At 63.1% G+C, this 19,702-nt stretch carries 14 protein-coding genes; 9 read left to right on the top strand and 5 right to left on the bottom strand.

Annotated elements, in window-relative coordinates; all coding sequences use genetic code 11:
- Positions 1-11: 11 nt before the first annotated feature.
- Together JJC00_RS37155 and JJC00_RS37150 are read right to left on the bottom strand one after the other, a co-directional pair.
- Complete coding sequence (locus JJC00_RS37155) at positions 12-938, bottom strand: response regulator (RefSeq protein ID WP_246774048.1); 927 nt, start codon at positions 936-938, stop codon at positions 12-14.
- On the bottom strand, positions 922-4,296 hold the full coding sequence (locus tag JJC00_RS37150; RefSeq protein ID WP_200470661.1) for a hybrid sensor histidine kinase/response regulator: 3,375 nt from the start codon (positions 4,294-4,296) through the stop codon (positions 922-924). Before JJC00_RS37150 ends, JJC00_RS37155 begins: the two co-directional genes overlap by 17 nt.
- A 169-nt stretch (positions 4,297-4,465) precedes the next feature.
- Here JJC00_RS37150 and urtA point away from each other — a divergent pair, with 169 nt between their 5' ends.
- The 9 genes from urtA (at position 4,466) to JJC00_RS37105 (ending at position 15,772) form a co-directional block, all read left to right on the top strand.
- Positions 4,466-5,725: an urea ABC transporter substrate-binding protein gene (gene urtA, locus JJC00_RS37145; RefSeq protein WP_200470660.1), complete on the top strand. Its 1,260-nt coding sequence runs from the start codon at positions 4,466-4,468 to the stop codon at positions 5,723-5,725.
- Between the two features lie 147 nt (positions 5,726-5,872).
- Entirely contained in the window at positions 5,873-6,799 is a 927-nt protein-coding gene (gene urtB / locus JJC00_RS37140) for an urea ABC transporter permease subunit UrtB (RefSeq protein ID WP_200470659.1), read from the top strand.
- 18 nt (positions 6,800-6,817) lie between these two features.
- Positions 6,818-7,960, top strand: coding sequence for an urea ABC transporter permease subunit UrtC (gene urtC, locus JJC00_RS37135; RefSeq protein ID WP_200470658.1), 1,143 nt, complete (start codon positions 6,818-6,820; stop codon positions 7,958-7,960).
- Positions 7,961-7,970: 10 nt separating this feature from the next.
- Positions 7,971-8,726 (top strand): urea ABC transporter ATP-binding protein UrtD, encoded by a 756-nt coding sequence (urtD, locus tag JJC00_RS37130; protein WP_200470657.1) that lies wholly within the window; start codon positions 7,971-7,973, stop codon positions 8,724-8,726.
- Between the two features lie 249 nt (positions 8,727-8,975).
- Positions 8,976-9,665, top strand: coding sequence for an urea ABC transporter ATP-binding subunit UrtE (gene urtE / locus JJC00_RS37125; protein WP_200470656.1), 690 nt, complete (start codon positions 8,976-8,978; stop codon positions 9,663-9,665).
- 28 nt (positions 9,666-9,693) lie between these two features.
- A complete protein-coding gene (fmdA, locus tag JJC00_RS37120; RefSeq protein WP_200470655.1) occupies positions 9,694-10,923 on the top strand; it encodes a formamidase in 1,230 nt (409 codons plus the stop codon).
- Positions 10,924-11,036: 113 nt separating this feature from the next.
- Positions 11,037-11,414 carry an FmdB family zinc ribbon protein gene (locus JJC00_RS37115; RefSeq protein WP_200470654.1) on the top strand — a complete coding sequence of 126 codons (378 nt, stop codon included), beginning with the start codon at positions 11,037-11,039 and terminating at the stop codon, positions 11,412-11,414.
- A 45-nt stretch (positions 11,415-11,459) separates the two neighbouring features.
- The gene (locus JJC00_RS37110) at positions 11,460-12,500 is read left to right on the top strand and encodes an aliphatic amidase (RefSeq protein ID WP_200470653.1); all 1,041 of its coding nucleotides are present in this window, start codon (positions 11,460-11,462) and stop codon (positions 12,498-12,500) included.
- 221 nt (positions 12,501-12,721) lie between these two features.
- A complete protein-coding gene (locus JJC00_RS37105; protein WP_200470652.1) occupies positions 12,722-15,772 on the top strand; it encodes an autotransporter outer membrane beta-barrel domain-containing protein in 3,051 nt (1,016 codons plus the stop codon).
- 2 nt (positions 15,773-15,774) lie between these two features.
- Here JJC00_RS37105 and JJC00_RS37100 read toward each other — a convergent pair whose 3' ends face one another.
- From JJC00_RS37100 to JJC00_RS37090, 3 genes are all read right to left on the bottom strand, one after another.
- Positions 15,775-16,605 (bottom strand): MlaD family protein, encoded by an 831-nt coding sequence (locus JJC00_RS37100; protein WP_200470651.1) that lies wholly within the window; start codon positions 16,603-16,605, stop codon positions 15,775-15,777.
- Positions 16,606-16,705: 100 nt separating this feature from the next.
- Positions 16,706-18,940 carry an acetate--CoA ligase family protein gene (locus JJC00_RS37095; protein WP_200470650.1) on the bottom strand — a complete coding sequence of 745 codons (2,235 nt, stop codon included), beginning with the start codon at positions 18,938-18,940 and terminating at the stop codon, positions 16,706-16,708.
- A 137-nt stretch (positions 18,941-19,077) separates the two neighbouring features.
- Positions 19,078-19,647 carry a class GN sortase gene (locus tag JJC00_RS37090; RefSeq protein ID WP_200474358.1) on the bottom strand — a complete coding sequence of 190 codons (570 nt, stop codon included), beginning with the start codon at positions 19,645-19,647 and terminating at the stop codon, positions 19,078-19,080.
- Between the last annotated feature and the right edge of the window lie 55 nt (positions 19,648-19,702).

Below are 19,702 nucleotides of genomic sequence, written 5' to 3'. Positions count from 1 at the left end.
GGCAGCATCGCTTACGAATTCCGCCTCGTCGCATTCGTGGCAATCGCCGCCGCGGCCGTCCGGTTCTCCACACCGAGCTTGGCGTAAATCTGCTCCAGGTGCTTGTCGACCGTGCGAGGGCTCAATCCCAAAATTTGCGCGATGTCGCGGTTGGTCTTGCCCTTGCTGAGCCAGGCCAGCACCTCGCCCTCGCGGGTGGTGAGGCCGAGCTCGCTGGTGAATTCGGGCGGTAGCGACGTTCCGGATTCTCTGGAGAGACGTAGCAGGAACTCGTTCGGCGCGGTTTCGCCCATGAAATAAAGCCGGAGTTGCGGATTGTCGGGCAGGGATGCCGCTTGCGACTTCGCGCTGCCCTTGCCCTTCGCCTGCTCCAGCCATTGCAGCAGCGACGGCGGCAGGATGAAATCGTCGGTCTGTGCGCCGTGATGATCGGCCAGCAGTTTTTGCGCCTGCGGCGTCGCCCAGAGGATGTGGCCCTGGCGGTTGATCGCGAACAGGAAGCGGCCGGAGACGTCGAGCGCGGTGCGCGCGCTCTGGGTCAGCCGCGCATTGCCGAGATGGACGCGGATGCGCGCCAGCATCTCCTCGATCACAATCGGCTTGGTCACGTAGTCGACGCCGCCGGCTTCCAGCCCGCGCACGATGTGCTCCGTTTCGGCGAGGCCCGTCATGAAAATGACGGGGACATTGGCAAGGTCCGCGTCGCGCTTGAGCCGGCGGCAGGTCTCGAAGCCGTCCAGCCCGGGCATTACGGCGTCGAGCAGCACGATGTCGGGCGTGATCTGGTCGACGATGCGCATCGCGCTGGCGCCGTCGAGCGCCACCATCACCGTCATCCCGGCGCCGTCGAGCGCATCGGTGAGCAGCCGCAGCGTCTCGGGAGAGTCGTCGACAACCAGCGCGATGTCGCGCTTTTTCGTCTCAATGCTCATAAGCATGCAGTGTTTTCAATGTTGTCATGTATTGGTCCAGATCGAAGCGATCGACCAGCGATCGCATTTCGGCGACGAAGTCGGCATGCTCCGGGTGCTCATTACCGATCTCGTCCAGCTTGAGCTGGATGCCCTTGACGTAGCCGATCTGGCCGAGCCCGATCAGCGCCTCGATGTGCCGGACCGGCGGCCGCGAGCCGCTCTCGGGATGCCACAGCGGCACGACGACGATTTCGTCGGAGCCGTATTGCCATTCGATCTTGAGCAGCTGGCGAATGGTTTCCAGCAGTCGCGGGATGTCGATTGGCTTCATCAGATAGCCGTCGTGGAAGGGCTGGGCGAGCGGTGCGCCGTGCGCCTCCAGTGCGCTCGCCGACACCATCAGGATACGGGCCTGGTGGTGGCCGTCTGCGCGCAGCTGTTCCGCCACGGTCCAGCCGTCCATGCCCGGCATCGAGATGTCGAGCAGGAACAGGTCGGGCCGGCAATGCTGTGCCAGCGCCAGACAGCCTGGCCCGTCGGCGGCGCTCAGCAGGATGAAGCCGAGCGGCGTCAGCACTTCGCGCAGGAGATCGCGATGCACGGGATCGTCGTCGGTGATCAGGATGGTCTTGCGCGTGCCGTGATAGCCGGAGATCGGCGCCTCCACCGGCGCGATGCGCCTGGGGTTGCTGACCTCCGATAGCAGCATCTTCATCTTGAACGTGCTGCCGCGGCCAACGGTGCTGGCGACCTTGATGTCGCCGCCCATCACGCCGGCGAGCAGCCGGCTGATGGTGAGCCCGAGTCCGGTGCCCGTCTGCGGCTGCGACACCCCGAGCGCGCCGCGCTCAAAGGGCGCGAAGATGCGTTCGAGATCGTCGCCCTGGATACCGGGACCGGTGTCGGTCACCTCGAACTCGGCGACGGGGCTGCGATAGTGCACGATAAACTGCACGCTACCAGTCTGGGTGAATTTGATGGCGTTGGACAACAGGTTGATCAGCACCTGACGCAGCCGCTTCTCGTCGGCATAGACCACCGTCGGCAATGTCGCCGATCGCCTGAACACGAAGTCGATGCCTTTGGCGCCGGCCTGGAGGCGGAACATGCCGACGAGCTGATCGAGGAATTCGCTCAAGCGGACTTCATCGCGGGAAAGATACAGCCGCCCCGCTTCGATCTTGGAAATGTCCAGGATGCCGTCGATCAGGCCGGAGAGGTGGTCGGCGCTGCGGCGGACGACGCGGACCTGGTCGCGCGGCTTGGTGTTCAACGTCGAATCCTGCTCCAGGAGCTGCGCGTAGCCGCTGATCGCGTTCAGCGGCGAGCGCAGCTCATGGCTCAGTCCCACCACATAACGGCTCTTGGCGAGGTTGGCGGACTCGGCGACCTCCTTGGCGCGCTGGAGCTCGGCGTCGGTGCGCTTGTGCGCGTCGATCTCCTGGATCAGCAGCGCGGTCTGCCGTCGCGTCTCGGCCTCTGCGGCGCGGCGGCTCTGCTGCGCCAGCACGAACAGCCAGGCAACCACACCGATGATGATGCTGAGCGAGAAGAACACCTTCCAAAGCACGTTTGAGACGAGTGAGTTCTCGCCATGCACGCTCGCGGAGGTCTGGAGATAGATCAGTCCCAGCACCAGCGCGACAAGGCCGGCGGAGACAACGAACACCCCGATATAGTGACCGAACTGCGAGTTGATCCGCTGATAGATCGGCTGTGGCAAAATTCTGCCGAGCGCGTCGGCGAACTGCACCTGCGCGCGGCCATGCGGCTTGCAGAGATCGTGGCAGCGGGCATCGAGCGAGCAGCACAGCGAGCAGATTGGGCCGGCATAGGCCGGACAGGAGGTCATGTCCTCGGGTTCGAAGCTGTGCTCGCAGATACAGCACTGGATCGACTCGATATTGGCCCAGCTCCGCTTCGGCTTGCGCGCGATGTAGTACTTCCCGTCGGTCAGCCAGGCGATAACAGGCGCGGTGACGAAGGCCACCGTCAGTGCGACGAAGGCGGCGAGCGCCTTCATGGTCGGGCCGAACAGGCCGTAGAACGCCGCGATTGACACGATGATCGCAAGCGTCATGGCGCCGACGCCGACCGGATTGATGTCGTAGAGATGCGCGCGCTTGAACTCCATCTGCGGCGGTCGCAGGCCAAGCGGCTTGTTGATGACGAGATCGGACACCAGCGCACCGACCCAGGCGATCGCGACGTTGGAGTAGAGCGCAAGCGTCTGCTCCAGCGCCTTGTAGACGCCGATCTCCATCAGCAGCAGCGCCACCATCACGTTGAACACCAGCCAGACCACGCGTCCGGGATGGCTGTGCGTCAGGCGCGAGAAGAAATTCGACCAGGCGATCGAGCCGGCATAGGCGTTGGTGACGTTGATCTTGATCTGCGACAACACCACGAAGAAGCCGGTCAACGCCAGCGCGAGGTCCGGGTCCGACAGCACGTAGCGAAAGGCCACGAGATACATATGAGCGGGCTCGGCCGCCTCCTCGGGCGGCACGCCGTGGCTGAGCGCGAAGAAGGCGAGGAACGAGCCGGCCAGAAGCTTCAGCGCGCCGAGCACGATCCAGCCCGGCCCCGCGCTCATCAGCGCGATCCACCACGACGCCCTTGAGGTGCGGCGGTCGCGCGGCAGAAATCGTAGGAAGTCGACCTGCTCGCCGATCTGCGCCACCAGCGAGAACACCACGGAGGACGCGACACCGAACAGCAACAGGTCGAAATGGCCGCCGAGATCGCCGTGCTCGCCGGCGAATTTGTGCCATTCCGTGAAGGAGTGCGGGCTGGCCCAGGCGATCGCGGCAAAGGGCAGGATGTGCAGGACGATCCAGAGCGGTTGCGTCCAAAGCTGGAAGCGGCTGATCAGCGTGATGCCATAGGTCACGAGCGGGATGATCGCGACGGCGCTGATGAGGTAGCCGATCGGGCGGGGGATGCCCAAGCACATCTCCAGCGCGGTCGCCAGGATCACCGCCTCGACCGCAAAAAAGATGAAAGTGAAGGAGGCGTAGATCAGCGAGGTGACGGTCGAGCCGATGTAGCCGAAGCCGGCGCCGCGCGTGAGCAGGTCAATGTCGATGCCGCATTTGGCTGCATAATAGGCAATTGGCACGCCGCAGAAGAAGATGATGGCGGAGACGACGAGGATCGCGGCGGCTGCGTTGGTGACGCCGTAATTGAGGGTGATGGTGCCGCCGATCGCCTCCAGCACCAGAAAGGAAATCGCACCGATTGCGGTGTTGGCGACGCGAGCGGCGGACCAGCGCCGCGCGCTTTTGGCGGTGAAGCGCAGCGCGTAGTCTTCCAGCGTCTGGTTGGCGACCCATTGATTGTACTGGCGCCTGACGCGGTCTATTCGCTGCCGCCCTGCCACTCGAACCCCACTCCCGAACTTTGTCCGACCCCTCGCAAATTCCGTACCAAAAGCCTACGTCGGTATTTTGCGGTGCAGTATACGCGATCTTGCGTATGCTTGCGGTGCACAAATTCGAGCCATCCTCACGGCACCAATCGCGTGTCCTCGAACAAACAGTGGGGTGCTCATGTCAGACGAAGCAAACAAGGGCCTGTTGTCGCCGCTCCGGCGCAAATTATTGATGGGAATGGCGGCGCTGCCGGCCATTACGATGCTGCCGCGGGCGTCATTTGCACAGGCGCCTGCGACCTCGGCGGTCAATACGACCGGTCTCGCGGTCACCGACACCGAGGTGACGGTCGGCATCCTGCATTCGGCGACCGGCACCATGGCCATCTCCGAAACCGGTTCGATCGAGGCCGAGAAGCTCGCCATCGAGCAGATCAACGCCGCCGGCGGCGTGCTCGGCCGCAAGATCAAGTTCATCCAGGAAGACGGCGCCAGCGACTGGCCAACCTTCGCGGAGAAGGCCAAGAAGCTGCTCGTCAACGACAAGGTCGCGGCGATCATGGGCTGCTGGACCTCGGCCTCGCGCAAGGCGGTGCTGCCAGTCGTCGAGCAGTACAACGGCATGCTCTACTACCCGACCTTCTATGAAGGCCTCGAGCAGTCCAAGAACGTGATCTACACCGGCCAGGAGGCGACCCAGCAGATTCTCGCCGGCCTGAACTGGATCGCGAAGGAAAAGGGCGCGAAGTCGTTCTTCTTCATCGGCTCCGACTACATCTGGCCGCGCACCTCGAACAAGATCGCGCGCAAGCACGTCGAGAACGTGCTGAAGGGCAAGGTCGTCGGCGAGGAGTATTATCCGCTCGGCAACACCCAGTTCAACTCGGTCATCAACAAGATCAAGCTGACCAAGCCCGACGTGATCTTCACCGACGTCGTCGGCGGCTCCAACGTCGCCTTCTATAAGCAGCTCAAGGCCGCAGGCATCGACCTCTCCAAGCAGGCGCTGTTGACGATCTCGGTGACCGAGGACGAAATCGACGGCATCGGCGGCGAGAACATCGCGGGCGCCTATGCCTGCATGAAGTACTTCCAGTCGCTCGACAATCCCAACAACAAGGCCTTCGTGCCCGCGTTCAAGAAGATGTGGGGCGAGAAGACTGTCATTGGAGACGTCACCCAGGCTGCCTATCTTGGCCCGTGGCTGTGGAAGTTGACGGTCGAGAAAGCCGGCTCCTTCGACGTCGACAAGATCGCGGCGGCTTCGCCGGGCGTCGAGTTCAAGGGCGCTCCGGAAGGCTATGTGCGCATCCACGAAAATCATCACCTCTGGTCGAAGACCCGAGTGGGCCGCGCCAAGCTCGATGGCCAGTTCGAGCTGATCTACGAGACCGCCGATCTCGTCGAGCCGGATCCGTTCCCCAAGGGCTACCAGTAAGAGCGCTATCAGTAAGAGGCGCGGCATCAGTCGCGATTTCCCTCAAAACCAAGCGGCTCCCTGGCGTGGATTGCAAGTCCATGCCCAAGACCCCCGCGTCGCGAATCTGCTCGCGACGCGGGACCTCATCCCTGACGGAGGACATCGATGTTCGGCGACTACTCGCTTGGTGACCTTGGCTCCATCTTCGTCATGCAGGGTTTTGCAGGACTGATCCTGTTCTCTGTCTATGTGCTGATGGCGCTCGGTCTTGCGATCATCTTCGGCCAGATGGGCGTCATCAACATGGCCCATGGCGAGTTCATGATCCTCGGGGCCTACGTCACCTGGCTGACATCGAATTTCTTCCAGTCCTATTTGCCGAGCCTGTTCAGCGGCTACTTCTTCCTCGCGATGATCCTGGCCTTTGTCGCATCCGGTGCGCTGGGGATGTTGGTGGAATGGGTGCTGATACGGCATCTCTACAAGCGCCCACTCGATACGCTGCTTGCGACCTGGGGCCTCAGCCTGATGTTGCAGCAGGCGTATCGCTCCGTGTTCGGCGCGCGTGAAGTCGGCGTCGAGCTCCCGCAATGGATGCTCGGCTCGCTGCACGTCACCGACAGCATCGAAGTGCCGATCAACGGTGTCTTCGTCATGTGCCTCACCGTCCTGATCACCATCGGCGTCGCCTACGTGATGTACAAGTCGCGCTGGGGCCGCCAGGTGCGCGCTGTCGTGCAGAGCCGCATCATGGCCGGCGCGGTCGGCATCAACACCGAGAAGGTCGACCGCTACACCTTCGGTCTTGGCTGCGGCATCGCCGGCGTCGCCGGCAGCGCCTTCACGATGATCGGCTCGACCGGGCCGACCTCCGGACAGCTCTACATCGTCGACACGTTCCTGGTGGTCGTGTTCGGCGGCGCTGCGAGCCTGCTCGGCACCATCGCCTCGGCCTTCTCGATCTCGCAGACCCAATCCACCCTCGAGTTCTTCATGTCGGGCTCGATGGCCAAGGTGCTGACGCTGCTCGCCGTTGTCGGAATCCTGATGCTGCGGCCGCAAGGGCTGTTCGCCCTCAAGGTCCGCAAGTGAGAAATAGAGGCTGATGCAATGACCGACAATCGGTTCTTCAATCGATCGGAGCTCATCGGAATTCTGGTGCTCGCGGTCTTCCTGGTGGTGGTGCTGCCGCTCACGCTCGACGTCTTCAGGCTCAACCTGGTCGCAAAATATCTGACCTATGCCTTCGTCGCGCTGGGGCTGGTGATCTGCTGGGGTTATGGCGGCATCTTGAGCCTCGGCCAGGGCGTGTTCTTCGGGCTCGGCGGCTACTGCATGGCGATGTTCCTCAAGCTCGAGGCATCGAGCGTGGAGAACACCAAGATCCAGTCGACCCCCGGCATTCCCGATTTCATGGACTGGAATCAGATCACGTCACTGCCGCTGTTCTGGAAGCCGTTTCACAGCCTCACCTTCACCATCGCCGCCATCATCCTGGTGCCCGGCATCTTCGCCCTGATCATCGGCACAGCGATGTTCAAGCGCCGGGTCGGCGGCACCTATTTCGCGATCATCACGCAAGCGGTCGCGGCCATCCTTACCATCCTGATCGTGGGACAGCAGGGCTACACCGGCGGCATCAACGGCATGACCGATCTACGCACCTTGAAGGGGTGGGACATCAGGCCCGATCACGCCAAGGTCGTGCTGTACTTCTTCGAGGTCGGATGCCTGCTCGTCTGCATCATGATCGCGCAGTTCATCCGGCACTCCAAGCTTGGACGCATCCTGGTGGCGATGCGCGAGAAGGAGGACCGGGTCCGCTTCTCCGGCTACAGCGTCGCGAACTTCAAGATCTTCGCCTTCTGCATCGCCGCCGTGTTCGCCGCCATCGGCGGCGCCATGTTCGCGCTCAATGTCGGCTTCATGTCGCCGTCCTTCGTCGGCATCGTGCCGTCGATCGAAATGGTGATCTACACAGCGGTCGGTGGCCGACTTTCCATTCTGGGTGCCATCTACGGCACGCTGCTGGTCAATTTCGCCAAGACCAGCCTGTCGGAGACGTTTCCTGAATTGTGGCTGTTCGGCCTTGGCGGTTTGTTCATCGCCGTGGTTCTCGCTTTCCCGAACGGCCTTGCCGGGATCTGGGGCGACTATGTGCAGCCGCGCATCGATCGCCTGATCTCGTCGCGCAAACCCAAACCCGAAGGCTGGACCGACAGCTCGGTCGCCGACGGCGCCCCAGCCGAGTGAGGAGATCATCATGCTCATAGGTCACCAGCCCAAGGAATTTTTGCTCGCGGTCGAAGCCCTCACGGTGTCGTTCGACGGGTTCAAGGCGGTCAACGATCTCTCTTTCTACGTCGACGAGAACGAGATCCGCGTCATCATCGGCCCCAACGGCGCCGGCAAGACCACGGTGCTCGACCTGATCTGCGGCAAGACCAAAGCGACGTCGGGCTCGATCCAGTTTCGCGGCAAGGAGCTGACGCGGATGAGGGAGAACGAGATCGTCAAGACCGGCGTCGGCCGCAAGTTCCAGAACCCGTCGATCTACGACGATCTCACGGTGTTCGAGAATCTGGAGATTTCCTATCCGCGCGGACGCTCGGTGTTCGGCGCGCTGACCTTTACCCGCGATGCCGCCGTGCGCGACCGGGTGCATGAAGTCGCCGAAATGATCTTCCTGAAGGATCGGCTGAACATGAGCGCCGATCTGCTCAGCCACGGCCAGAAGCAATGGCTCGAGATTGGCATGCTGTTGATCCAGGACCCGGACCTGCTGATGCTGGATGAGCCCGTCGCCGGCATGAGCGTGTCTGAGCGCGCCAAGACCGCAGAGCTGCTCAACCGCATCATCAAGAACCGGTCGGTGCTGGTGATCGAGCACGACATGAAGTTCGTCGAGGACATCGCGCACAAGGTCACCGTGCTTCACCAGGGCCAGATCCTCTCCGAGGGAACCATGGAGAAGGTGCAGAACGATCCCAAGGTCATTGAAGTCTATTTGGGGCATTGAGGGATGACGAAGTCGAGTGAGCCTGCTGCGGCGATAACGGTCCACCTCTCCCCCTGTGGGAGAGGTCGGATCGCGCGAGCGATCCGGGTGAGGGGTATCTCTCCGCACGTCAAACTGCCTCTCGCATCCGCGGGCGCATACCCCTCATCCGTCGTGGACTTCGTCCGCGCCACCTTCTCCCACAGAGGGAGAAGGAAGAAGTTCGCGGCACAGCGGCCTCACCAATTCACACTGACTTAGGAAGCGATCATGCTGGCTATTTCGGATCTCCACGTCGCCTACGGCCAGAGCGAGGTGCTGCACGGGCTCAACGTCAAGGTCGCGCCCAACGAGATCGTTGCGATCATGGGCCGCAACGGCATGGGCAAGACCACGCTGATGAAGTCCCTGATGGGCATCCTTCCGGCCAAGAGCGGCTCGGTGACAATGGACGGCGCCGAGCTCGGCGGCTTGCCGAGCTATGCGCGCGTCGCCAAGGGGCTCGCCTATGTGCCGCAGGGCCGCATGATCTTCTCCACCATGACGGTGAAGGAGAATATCGAGACCGGGCTCGTCGTCTCCGGCGGCACTGAGGTGCCCGGCGACATCTACGAGCTCTTTCCGGTGCTGCTGGAGATGAAGGGCCGCCGCGGCGGCAATCTTTCCGGCGGTCAGCAACAGCAGCTCGCCATCGCCCGCGCACTCGCGACCAAGCCGAGGGTGCTGCTGTTGGACGAGCCGACCGAAGGCATCCAGCCGTCGATCATCAAGGACATGGCGCGGACGCTGAAGCGCATCCGCGACGAAAAGGGCCTGTCGATCGTCGTGTCCGAGCAGGTCCTGAGCTTTGCGCTCGATATCGCCGACCGCGTCCTGGTCATCGAGAATGGCGAGATCGTGCGCGACGACCCGCGCGACAGCGTCGATGCCGTGCAGGTCTCGAAATATCTGTCCGTCTAACCAACCGTAGTAAAAGGGGAGCCTCTCGATGCCAGAGACACTGATCAAGGTCGATCTCACCAAGTCGGCTTACGAAAATGACATGGTGCATAACCGCTGGCACCCCGACATCCCGATCGTGGCCTGGGTCAATCCCGGCGACGATTTCATCATCGAGACCTATGACTGGACCGGCGGCTTCATCAAGAACAACGATTCCGCCGATGACGTGCGCGACATCGATCTCTCGATCGTGCACTTCCTCTCCGGCCCGATCGGCGTCAAGGGCGCCGAGCCCGGCGACCTCCTCGTCGTCGACCTGCTCGACGTCGGCCCGATGAAGGAGAGCCTCTGGGGCTTCAACGGCTTCTTCTCCAAGCAGAATGGCGGCGGCTTCCTCACCGACCACTTCCCGCTGGCGCAGAAGTCGATCTGGGACATCAAGGGTCTCTACACTTCGTCCCGCCACGTCCCCGGTGTGAATTTCGCCGGACTCATCCATCCCGGCCTGATCGGCTGTCTGCCCGATCCGAAGATGCTGGAGACCTGGAACAAGCGCGAGGCCGAGCTGATCTCGACCAACCCGACCCGCGTGCCCGGCCTCGCCAACCCGCCGTTTGCGGCGACCGCCCATGGCGGCCGCGCCAAGGGAGACGTCAAGGCCAAGATCGGCGCCGAGGGCGCGCGTACCGTGCCGCCGCGCGAGCATGGCGGCAATTGCGACATCAAGGATCTCTCCCGCGGCTCAAAAATCTACTTCCCGGTCTATGTGCCCGGCGCCGGTCTCTCGATGGGCGATCTGCACTTCAGCCAAGGCGACGGCGAGATCACCTTCTGCGGTGCGATCGAAATGGCCGGCTGGCTGCATCTGAAGGTCGAGGTGATCAAGGACGGCATGTCGAAATACGGCATCAAGAATCCGATCTTCAAGCCGTCGCCGATCACGCCGAACTACAAGGACTATCTGATTTTCGAAGGCATCTCGGTGGATGAAGCCGGCAAGCAGCATTATCTCGACGTCCATATCGCCTATCGTCAGGCCTGCCTCAACGCCATCGAGTATTTGAAAAAGTTCGGCTACTCCGGCGCACAGGCCTATTCGATCCTCGGCACCGCGCCGTGCCAGGGCCACATCTCCGGTGTGGTCGACGTGCCCAATGCCTGCGCCACGCTGTGGTTACCGACAGAGATCTTCGACTTCGACGTGATGCCGTCGGCGGCAGGCCCCATCAAGCACATCACCGGCGATATCCAGATGCCGATCTCGCCGGATAGGTAATCGGTGCGCTCCCTCTCCCCGTTCTTACGGGGAGAGGGTTGGGGTGAGGGCTGTTTCCGCAGGAATGGTGGCAGCGAGCTGCGTTGAACAGCCAAGAGCGTGGGGATGATGCGATGCCGGTCTATGAATATCTTTGTGACGACTGCGGTCCGTTCAAGGACCTGCGGCCGATGGCGGAATGTGACGATCCGCAAAACTGTCCGCACTGCGAGACGATGGCGCCGCGCGTCATCCTGACCGCGCCGAATTTCTTCTGCATGCCGGCAGAGAAGCGAAAAGCCCATGCCGTCAACGAACGCAGCACGCACGCGCCGCAGACGCTCGCGCAATACCAGGCCTCGCACGGTCCCGGTTGCGGCTGCTGCTCGTCAGGCAAGACGGTCAAGGACAAGGGCACGTCGGACAGGAAGAAGCCCGCGCGGCTGGTGACCAAGACCAGGAGCGGCGCCAAGGGCTTTCCGACGGCGCGGCCCTGGATGATCAGCCACTAAATGCACGCGATGACCTCAAACGAATAAAAGACAGGAGCGCTCAACATGCTTCACGGTGATATTTCCAGCAGCAACGACACCGTCGGCGTCGCAGTGGTCAACTACAAGATGCCCCGACTGCACACCAGGGCCGAGGTGCTCGACAACGCCCGCAAGATCGGCGACATGCTCGTCGGCATGAAGGCCGGCCTGCCCGGTATGGATCTGGTGATTTTCCCGGAATACTCCACGCAGGGCATCATGTACGACTCCAAGGAGATGTACGAGACCGCCTCCGCGGTGCCCGGTGAGGAGACCGCGATTTTTGCCGAGGCCTGTCGCAAGGCGAAAGTGTGGGGCGTGTTCTCGCTCACCGGCGAGCGGCACGAGGAGCATCCGCACAAGGCGCCCTACAACACCCTGATCCTGATGAACGACAAGGGCGAGATCGTTCAAAAGTACCGCAAGATCATGCCGTGGGTGCCGATCGAAGGCTGGTATCCCGGCAATTGCACCTACGTTTCCGACGGCCCGAAGGGCATGAAGGTCAGCCTGATCATCTGTGACGACGGCAATTTTCCCGAGATCTGGCGCGACTGCGCCATGAAGGGCGCCGAGCTGATCGTGCGCTGCCAGGGCTATATGTATCCGGCCAAGGAGCAGCAGATTCTGATTTCAAAGGCGATGGCCTGGGCCAACAATGTCTATGTCGCGGTCGCCAATGCCGCCGGCTTCGACGGCGTCTACTCCTATTTCGGTCACTCCGCGATCATCGGCTTCGACGGCCGCACGCTCGGCGAGTGCGGCGAGGAGGAGTACGGCATCCAGTACGCCCAGCTGTCGAAGCATCTGATCCGCGATGCGCGCCGTAACGGCCAGTCGCAGAACCATCTCTACAAGCTGGTCCACCGCGGCTACACCGGTATGATCAATTCCGGCGAAAGCCCGCGCGGTGTCGCCGCCTGCCCTTATGACTTCTACAAGAACTGGATCGCCGATCCCGAAGGCACGCGGGACATGGTCGAGGCGATGACGCGGTCGACGCCGGGGACTGACGAGTGTCCGATCGACGGCATCCCGAATGAGGCGGCGGCCTCCAACTACTGAGCTCTTGCGAATGCCGCCGGGGTGGACAACGTCGTCCGATGTGAGCCACATCACACCTGAACCGCAATTTGCCTTGAAAACCGTGGCGCGGTTGCAACATGGCGGCCGGATTCAGTCTCGGTTGTGCGCCAAACGAACGCATTCCGGCGGCGCGTAGTTCTACGGCGCCTCCTCATGGCCTAAATTCCTCCGCGGAGCTGGCTGGGAATGGGGAGCGTGACATGCGGGGCGAGGGGCCATCGAGGCAGCAGGGTCGACTGCGCCGATACGGCGCTGCCTCGCTCGTCAGCGCATCGGCGCTCGTCTTGGGGCTCAGCCTCTGGACGACGCCAGCCAATGCGCTCTGTACGCCGGATCCGGCCGCAAGTGGCCAGACTGTGACGTGTAGCGGCACTGACACGGATGGCTTTCAGGCCGGCATCGGGGTCGACAGCCTCACTGTCAACGTACTGTCGGGCGCGACCGTGAACGACAACGGCACGGTCTCGATTGGCGTCAACGACTCCAGCACCGTCACCAACAACGGAACGCTGTCGGCAGGCTCGGGCCTGATCGGCATCGGTGTCGGAAATTCGAATACCGTGACCAACAACGCTACGATCACGGTGCTCGACAACGGTCTTGGCATCCTGGCGATCGATCACAATATCATCACCAATGCCGGAACGGTCACGACCGGCGACGGCGGCGCCGCGATCTCGGTTCACGACAACAACACCGTCACCAACAGCGGTGCGCTGTCGATCGGCGCGTCGGGTGTGGGCATCTTCGCGGGCCAGAACAACACGATCACCAATGCCACGACGGGCACGATCGCCGGCGTCAACGATTCGATCGGCATCTACGCGTTCAGCGGCTCGACCGTGACCAACGCCGGCGCGATCACGGTCGGCGATTCCACCGGACTCTCCGGCGGCATTCTCGCAATCAGCAACAACAACACGGTCACCAACACCGCCACCGGCACGATCACGGTCGGGCAGAACGCCGCCGGCATCTTCCTGCAAGGCGACGTCCAGACCGTCAGCAATTTCGGCAGAATCACGGCCGGCGATTTTGGCGTCGGCATTGCCGTGCAGGGCGACGACTCGAAGGTTACCAACGGCGGCACGATCAACGTTGGCCTGGTCGGCGGGGGCATCATCTATGGAGGCTCGTCCTCCACGATCACCAACAGCGGGCGGATCACGGGCGCCGATGGTGTCGAGGGCATCATCGTGTTCGGTAATTCCAACACCATTACCAACAGCGGCACGATCACCGTGGGCGCAGGCGGCATCGGCATTGATGCGAGTGCGTTCTCGACGACAAACCAGATCGTAAACACCGGCACCATCACCGTTGGCGTTAACGGCACAGGCATCGTGGTAAGTGGCGGCGGCAGCGTCTTCAACTCGGGTACCATCAACGCCAGCGAGTTCGGTGCTGTGGCCATCGACTTCTGCGGCTGTGGCTCCAACACGCTTACGGTCGGCCCCGGCAGCGTCATCAACGGCCAGGTGTTGGCATCCGGAACCGACACGTTCCAGCTTGGCGGCGTCGGCAAGGATACGTTCAACCTCGACCTGATCGGTACCGGCCTCCAGTACGACGGCTTCTCGACCTTCAACAAGATCGACAGCTCGACCTGGACCGTGACCGGCACCGGCAATCAGGACTGGAACGTGCTCGGTGGTACGCTTCTGCTCGCTGGCACCATCAACGGCAATGTGAGCGTCGCGGCGGGCGGCACGTTTGGCGGCGTCGGCACGGTTGGAAGCTCCATCTCCGTCAATGGCGGCGCGCTGGCGCCCGGTAGCCCAACCGGGACGCTCAGCGTATCAGGTGATCTCTCTTTCACATCGACGTCGAGCTACGTGGTGCAGGTGTCTGGCACGAGCAATGGCATCGCGGTCGTGGTTGGAACGGCAACGCCCGGCGGCGCCACGGTCGTGGTCGTCCCGACCGGATCGATCGCGAAGCATTACACGATCCTGACTGCGGGCTCGTTACCCGACAAGTTCAATCCGGTCGTGGCGGGGCTTTCGTCGAATCTCCAGGCCAGCCTAAGCTACGACCCGAATAATGTATTTCTCGATCTCGCTCTGAATTATGGTGGCGGTCTCAATATCAATCAGCAGAACGTCGCCAATGCTTTGACTCGATATTTCAACAGCAGTGGTAGCCTTCCCGTGACGCTGGCGAACCTTTCGCCCGCCGGTCTCACGCAGGCCTCCGGCGAATCCGCAACGGGATCGCAGCAGACCACGTTCAATGCGATGAATCTGTTCATGGGCCTGTTGACCGACGTGTTCGGTGCAGGACGCAGCGGCGCGCCGGGTGCTGCGCCTTATGCGGACGAGACCAGCGCGAATGCCTATGCCGCGACTGGCAAGCGGCCCAGCGACGCCCTCGCCTCGATCCAGCGCAAGGCGCCATCGCCGACATTCGAGCAGCGCTGGGATGTCTGGGCGGCGGGCTACGGCGGCTCGCAGACCACCGACGGCCGTGCGGCACTCGGCTCGAACAATACGACGAGCAGCGTCTACGGGACTGCGGTCGGTCTCGACTATCGCTTCTCGCCCGCGACGGTCGCGGGTTTCGCGCTCGCCGGCGGCGGCACCGGCTTCGGCGTCAACGGACTTGGCTGGGGCCACTCCGATCTGTTCCAGGCCGGCGCTTTCGTTCGCCACAATGCCGGGCCTGCCTATGTCACGGCTGCGCTGGCCTATGGCTGGCAGGATGTCACCACCAACCGCATCGTCACAGCCGCCGGCACCGATCAGCTGCGCGCGCGGTTCAATGCCAACGCCGTTTCAGGCCGTATCGAAGGCGGCTATCGCCAGGCGACGCCGTGGATCGGGCTGACGCCCTATGCCGCGCTCCAGGCCACAATGTTCAACCTGCCGAGCTATTCGGAATTCGCCGTGGTCGGCAACAACGCCTTCGCGCTCAACTATGCCGCCAAGGACCTGACCAGCACCCGCACCGAGCTCGGCCTGCGCGCCGACAGATCGTTTGCCGCCGGCGGCGGCGTGCTGACGCTGCGCGGCCGCGCCGCCTGGGCGCATGATTTCAATCCGGATCGCACGGTCGGCGCGGTGTTCCAGACGCTGCCGGGATCGGCCTTCGTCGTGAATGGCGCAGCACTGGCGCGCGATTCCGCGCTGACCACGGCGTCGGTGCAGATGAACTGGTTGAACGGCTGGTCTGCGTCGGCAACCTTCGAGGGCGAGTTCTCGACCGTCACGCGCTCCTACGCCGGCAAGGGCGTCGTGCGCTACAGCTGGTAGCTCTACCGCTTCTGCTGCGTTGGCTTGCGCGGCGGACGCGGGGCGGCGGCAGGCGCGGGCGTCCCGCTCATCTTGTTGGCGGCCTCGCTGAGATCGAGCAGCGAGTGGCGCGTGTCCTCGAGGAAGCTTGCCGATTTCTTCTTCATGGTGTCCGCGAGCTCGTGCAGCCCCTTCATTTTTTCGAACAGATCGTCGGCCTTGCCGTCGACGAAGCCGGGGACCACGCCTTCGATCTTGGTGACCGCCTTGTCGAATCCTGCGAATGCATTGTCGACCTTGAGCATCACCGCGTCGATCTCGTCACCCTTGCCTCTGAGATCGGCCGTATGGTTTTCGAACGTGCGCAGGCCGTCCTTGATCGCGGGTGCGTTGCTGACGATGCTGCGATCGACGCTGTGCAGCGTGTCGACGATGGATTCGGCGTCGCTGAGGTCGGCGGTCAGCACCGGAATGCCGTCCGAGTCCAGCGGCACCGGCGGCGCTGACGGTGCGCCGCCGATCAGCGAGACCGCTGCGACACCGGTGAGGCCCTGGAACTCGATGCCGGCGACGGTGTCCTTGCGGATCGGCGCGGTGTTGTCGAGCGACACCAGCGCCACGACCTTGCGCGGACTGTCCAGCTTGATCGACAGGATCTGGCCGGCGGGCACGCCGTCGAAATTGACCGGGCCGCCGCGGCGCAGGCCGCTGGCGGAGCCGCCTTCGAACACCACGCGCAACTGGCCGCGGCTCTGGATGGTGCGCCATTTCTGCACGCCGAGCACGCCGCCGAACGCCACGGCAATCACCGCCAGCGTCGTCGTTCCGATCACCAGATTGCTCGCGCGTGCCATACGGGTGCGATTTTACGACCAAAGCGGGGAAGTTGGAAGGAGCCCGGATGGCTGCAACATTAACGAGGGCGGGTTAACGACTTGTCCGCCCTGCGCGACATCAATGCCCAGCGGCGCGCTTCGCAGCCGCATTGTTCAGCACGATCAGCGCGTCGACCGCGACGCCGGTTTTGGCATTGATCAGGAACGGATTGACGTCGATCGAGGCAATCCGGTCGCCGGCATCCGCGATCAGGTTGGACAGGCCGACCAGCGCCTTCACGGCCGAGGCCTCGTGCAGTGCCGGCTTGCCGCGATAGCCGCGCATCTTGATGCCGGCCTTGGTGCGACCGATCAGGAGCCGCGCCTCGGCCTCGTCCAGCGGCGCGCCGGCCAGCGCCACGTCCTTCATCAGCTCGATATCGATGCCGCCGGTGCCGAACAGCACGACCGGCCCCATCTCAGCGTCGAGCGACGCGCCGACCACGAGCTCGAGCTCGGCCTTGACTTGCTGCGCGATCAGGATGCCGTCGAGCTTCGGCTTGCCCTTCAGCTTCTTCACCCGCGCGGTGATGTCGGAAAATGCTTTCTTCACCTCAGCCGCGCTGTTGAGGTTCAGCACCACGCCGCCGATATCGGACTTGTGCAGGATCTCGGCGCTGACGACTTTGGCCACGACCGGAAAGCCGATCTGCTTGGCGATCTTCACGGCGTCCGCCGCCGTCTGCGCAATTCCCTCCTTCGAGACCGGAATGCCATAGGCCTTCAGCAGCTTTTTCGAGGCGACCTCGTCGAGCGCGGCGCCGCTCGCCGACGCCAGCGCTTTCTCCAGCACGGCGCGCGCGGCGGGTTTCGAGCTCGAGACGATGTCGGGTACCTCTTTGCGCAGCCTGGCATAGGCGACCAGCGATTTGATCGCGGTCACCGCGCGGTCCATGCCCTGCATCACCGCGAGGTGCGGCAGCGATTTGCGCAGGCCCTTGGTGAAGTCGGTGAAGCCGATCGACATCGCGCTGATATAGATCACCGGCTTTGAGGCCCGGCTCGCCATCTCGTTGACGATGCGCAAGTTTCGCTCGCGCTGCTCGTGCGGCGCTTTCGGAAACTCGGCGTCGATGATGACGATGTCGATATCGGGATCGTCGATCATGAGCTTGATCGACTTCATGTAGACGGAAGGATCGACCACGGCGGCAAAGCCGGCGTCGAGCGGATTGCCGACGATCGAGCCCGGCCCGAGCATTTTTGCGAGCTCGGAGCCGACGTGCGGGCTCAAAGGTGCAAAATTCAGGCCTGCGGCATAGAAGGCATCGAGCAGCATGCCGCGCTTGCCGCCGGACAGCGTGACGGCGGCGAGCCGGTCGCCCTTGGGCACGGCGGCGTGGACGAAGCATTCGGTGGTCTCGATCAGCTCGTCGAGCCCGCCCACGCGGATCACGCCTTCACGGGTTGCAATCGCGTCGAACGTCTCGATCGAGCCCGCCAGTGCGCCGGTGTGCGCCATTGCGGCGGCACGGCCGCCTTCCGATGATCCGAGCTTGAACGCGATCACCGGCTTGCTCGCGGCACGCGCGGCCTTGCAGGCGTCGCGAAACGCCTTGGTGTTGCGCACGCCTTCGAGATAGACCACGATCACCTTGACGCTCGGATCTTCGGCGAAATAGCGCATCAGGTCGGGCGTCTCGAGCCCGGTCTCGTTGCCTGTTGTCACCATGTAGCCGACACCGACGCCGCGATCCTCCAGCGCCTGGCGGATTGCCATGACGATGGCGCCGGATTGGCCGGCGATCGCCACCGCGCCTTGTTCCATGGTGACGATGCGGTCGTCGATGTTGGTGAAGAGCTTTTCGCCGGCGCTCAAATTGCCGAGGCAGTTGGGGCCGGTAACGGCAAGCCCGGTCTCACGCACGGCCTGTTGCAGCTCCGCGGCGAGCTTCTGGCTCTCGTCATCCTGCAACTCGCTGAAACCCGAGGTGACGATGGTAGCGGATCGCGCGCCGGCGGCAGCGGCGTCGCGGATCACCTGCACGGCAAAGCGTGCGGGCACCAGCACCAAAACGTGATCAGGCTTCTCGGGGAGGCTCGCAAAATCCTTGTAGCAGGGCACGCCCCAGATGATTTCGCGCTTGGCGTTGACAGGATAGAGGCCGCCCTCGAAGCCGTATCTGACCAGATTGTTCCAGATGCGCTCGGCGTAGTTGCCCGGCTTGTCGGTCGCGCCCACCAGCACGATGTTGTGCGGATGCAGCATGGCGTGGATGCCCTTGACGATGTCGCTGGCATCGGGCGGCGGCGACCATGAGCGGGCAGGAACCGACGCAGCAGAGACTTGCGCTTTAGCGACCCGGGCTTCCATGGCGTGATCTCACTTGTTGTTCTCTTTGGCAGCGCGTCACTCTGTTCTATGGCGAGTTCTTCGGAGTGGCAACCGTGTGGGTGGCATGCCGTGTGATGGAATGAATGACGCCGCGCCTCGCCGGCCCGACGGACGATCTATCTGTCGGCGCCAATCAATGTTGCATGCAGGATGTAGCGCTCGGGGCCGGAGGTGACGGCGTCGAATGGCCAGCAGGTCGCAAGAACAAGCGCGAAACCTTCTGCCGCGTCGTCGAGGCCCGATGCATCGAAACGGACCACGGCCGAGGAATCCGCGCGATAGCGAAAGTGTTGACCGTCGCTGCGTGCGACATCGATCACGTCACCAATGGCGACATCCCGCAGGAAGCGGAAATGTGTATCGCGATGAGCAGCATATATCGCAACGCCGCGCTCGCCCGCATCAACCGTTTGGTGGAGATGACCGGGTCCGAAAGCGAGCGCCTGGCCGCTCGTGCCCTCCAGTACGATGGCGCTGGCGCCGATCCGTTTCACCTCTATCCGGGCCACCGGCCAGGTATCGGCCCAGGACCATGGCTTGACTGGCTGACCGGTGGCAACGCTCCGGTCGAACGCACGCTCCAGCAGAATCTGCGCGAGCCACGCCTTGGCGTGGATGTAGGCGCCGTCGCCGAACAGCATCGTTCCGACAAGCGCCAGGACCAGAGGCGAGATGAGGCGGGGCATTGATTCCATAATCGTCATTGCGAGCGAAGCGAAGCAATCCAGAGTCTTTCCTTGG

The sequence above is a fragment of the Bradyrhizobium diazoefficiens genome, assembly GCF_016616885.1.
GTDB classification, from domain to species: Bacteria; Pseudomonadota; Alphaproteobacteria; order Rhizobiales; family Xanthobacteraceae; genus Bradyrhizobium; species Bradyrhizobium diazoefficiens_F.
This window is presented reverse-complemented; position numbering and strand designations above follow the sequence as displayed.

What these genes read in the sequence shown, in the direction of transcription:
- urtD (WP_200470657.1), top strand. Translation starts at nt 7,971, where the DNA reads ATGCTCATAGGTCACCAGCCCAAGGAATTTTTGCTCGCGGTCGAAGCC.
- urtB (WP_200470659.1), top strand. Translation starts at nt 5,873, where the DNA reads ATGTTCGGCGACTACTCGCTTGGTGACCTTGGCTCCATCTTCGTCATG.
- urtC (WP_200470658.1), top strand. Translation starts at nt 6,818, where the DNA reads ATGACCGACAATCGGTTCTTCAATCGATCGGAGCTCATCGGAATTCTG.
- urtE (WP_200470656.1), top strand. Translation starts at nt 8,976, where the DNA reads ATGCTGGCTATTTCGGATCTCCACGTCGCCTACGGCCAGAGCGAGGTG.
- JJC00_RS37100 (WP_200470651.1), bottom strand. Translation starts at nt 16,605, where the DNA reads ATGGCACGCGCGAGCAATCTGGTGATCGGAACGACGACGCTGGCGGTG.
- JJC00_RS37095 (WP_200470650.1), bottom strand. Translation starts at nt 18,940, where the DNA reads ATGGAAGCCCGGGTCGCTAAAGCGCAAGTCTCTGCTGCGTCGGTTCCT.
- JJC00_RS37090 (WP_200474358.1), bottom strand. Translation starts at nt 19,647, where the DNA reads ATGCCCCGCCTCATCTCGCCTCTGGTCCTGGCGCTTGTCGGAACGATG.
- JJC00_RS37155 (WP_246774048.1), bottom strand. Translation starts at nt 938, where the DNA reads ATGCTTATGAGCATTGAGACGAAAAAGCGCGACATCGCGCTGGTTGTC.
- urtA (WP_200470660.1), top strand. Translation starts at nt 4,466, where the DNA reads ATGTCAGACGAAGCAAACAAGGGCCTGTTGTCGCCGCTCCGGCGCAAA.
- JJC00_RS37115 (WP_200470654.1), top strand. Translation starts at nt 11,037, where the DNA reads ATGCCGGTCTATGAATATCTTTGTGACGACTGCGGTCCGTTCAAGGAC.
- JJC00_RS37110 (WP_200470653.1), top strand. Translation starts at nt 11,460, where the DNA reads ATGCTTCACGGTGATATTTCCAGCAGCAACGACACCGTCGGCGTCGCA.
- fmdA (WP_200470655.1), top strand. Translation starts at nt 9,694, where the DNA reads ATGCCAGAGACACTGATCAAGGTCGATCTCACCAAGTCGGCTTACGAA.
- JJC00_RS37105 (WP_200470652.1), top strand. Translation starts at nt 12,722, where the DNA reads ATGCGGGGCGAGGGGCCATCGAGGCAGCAGGGTCGACTGCGCCGATAC.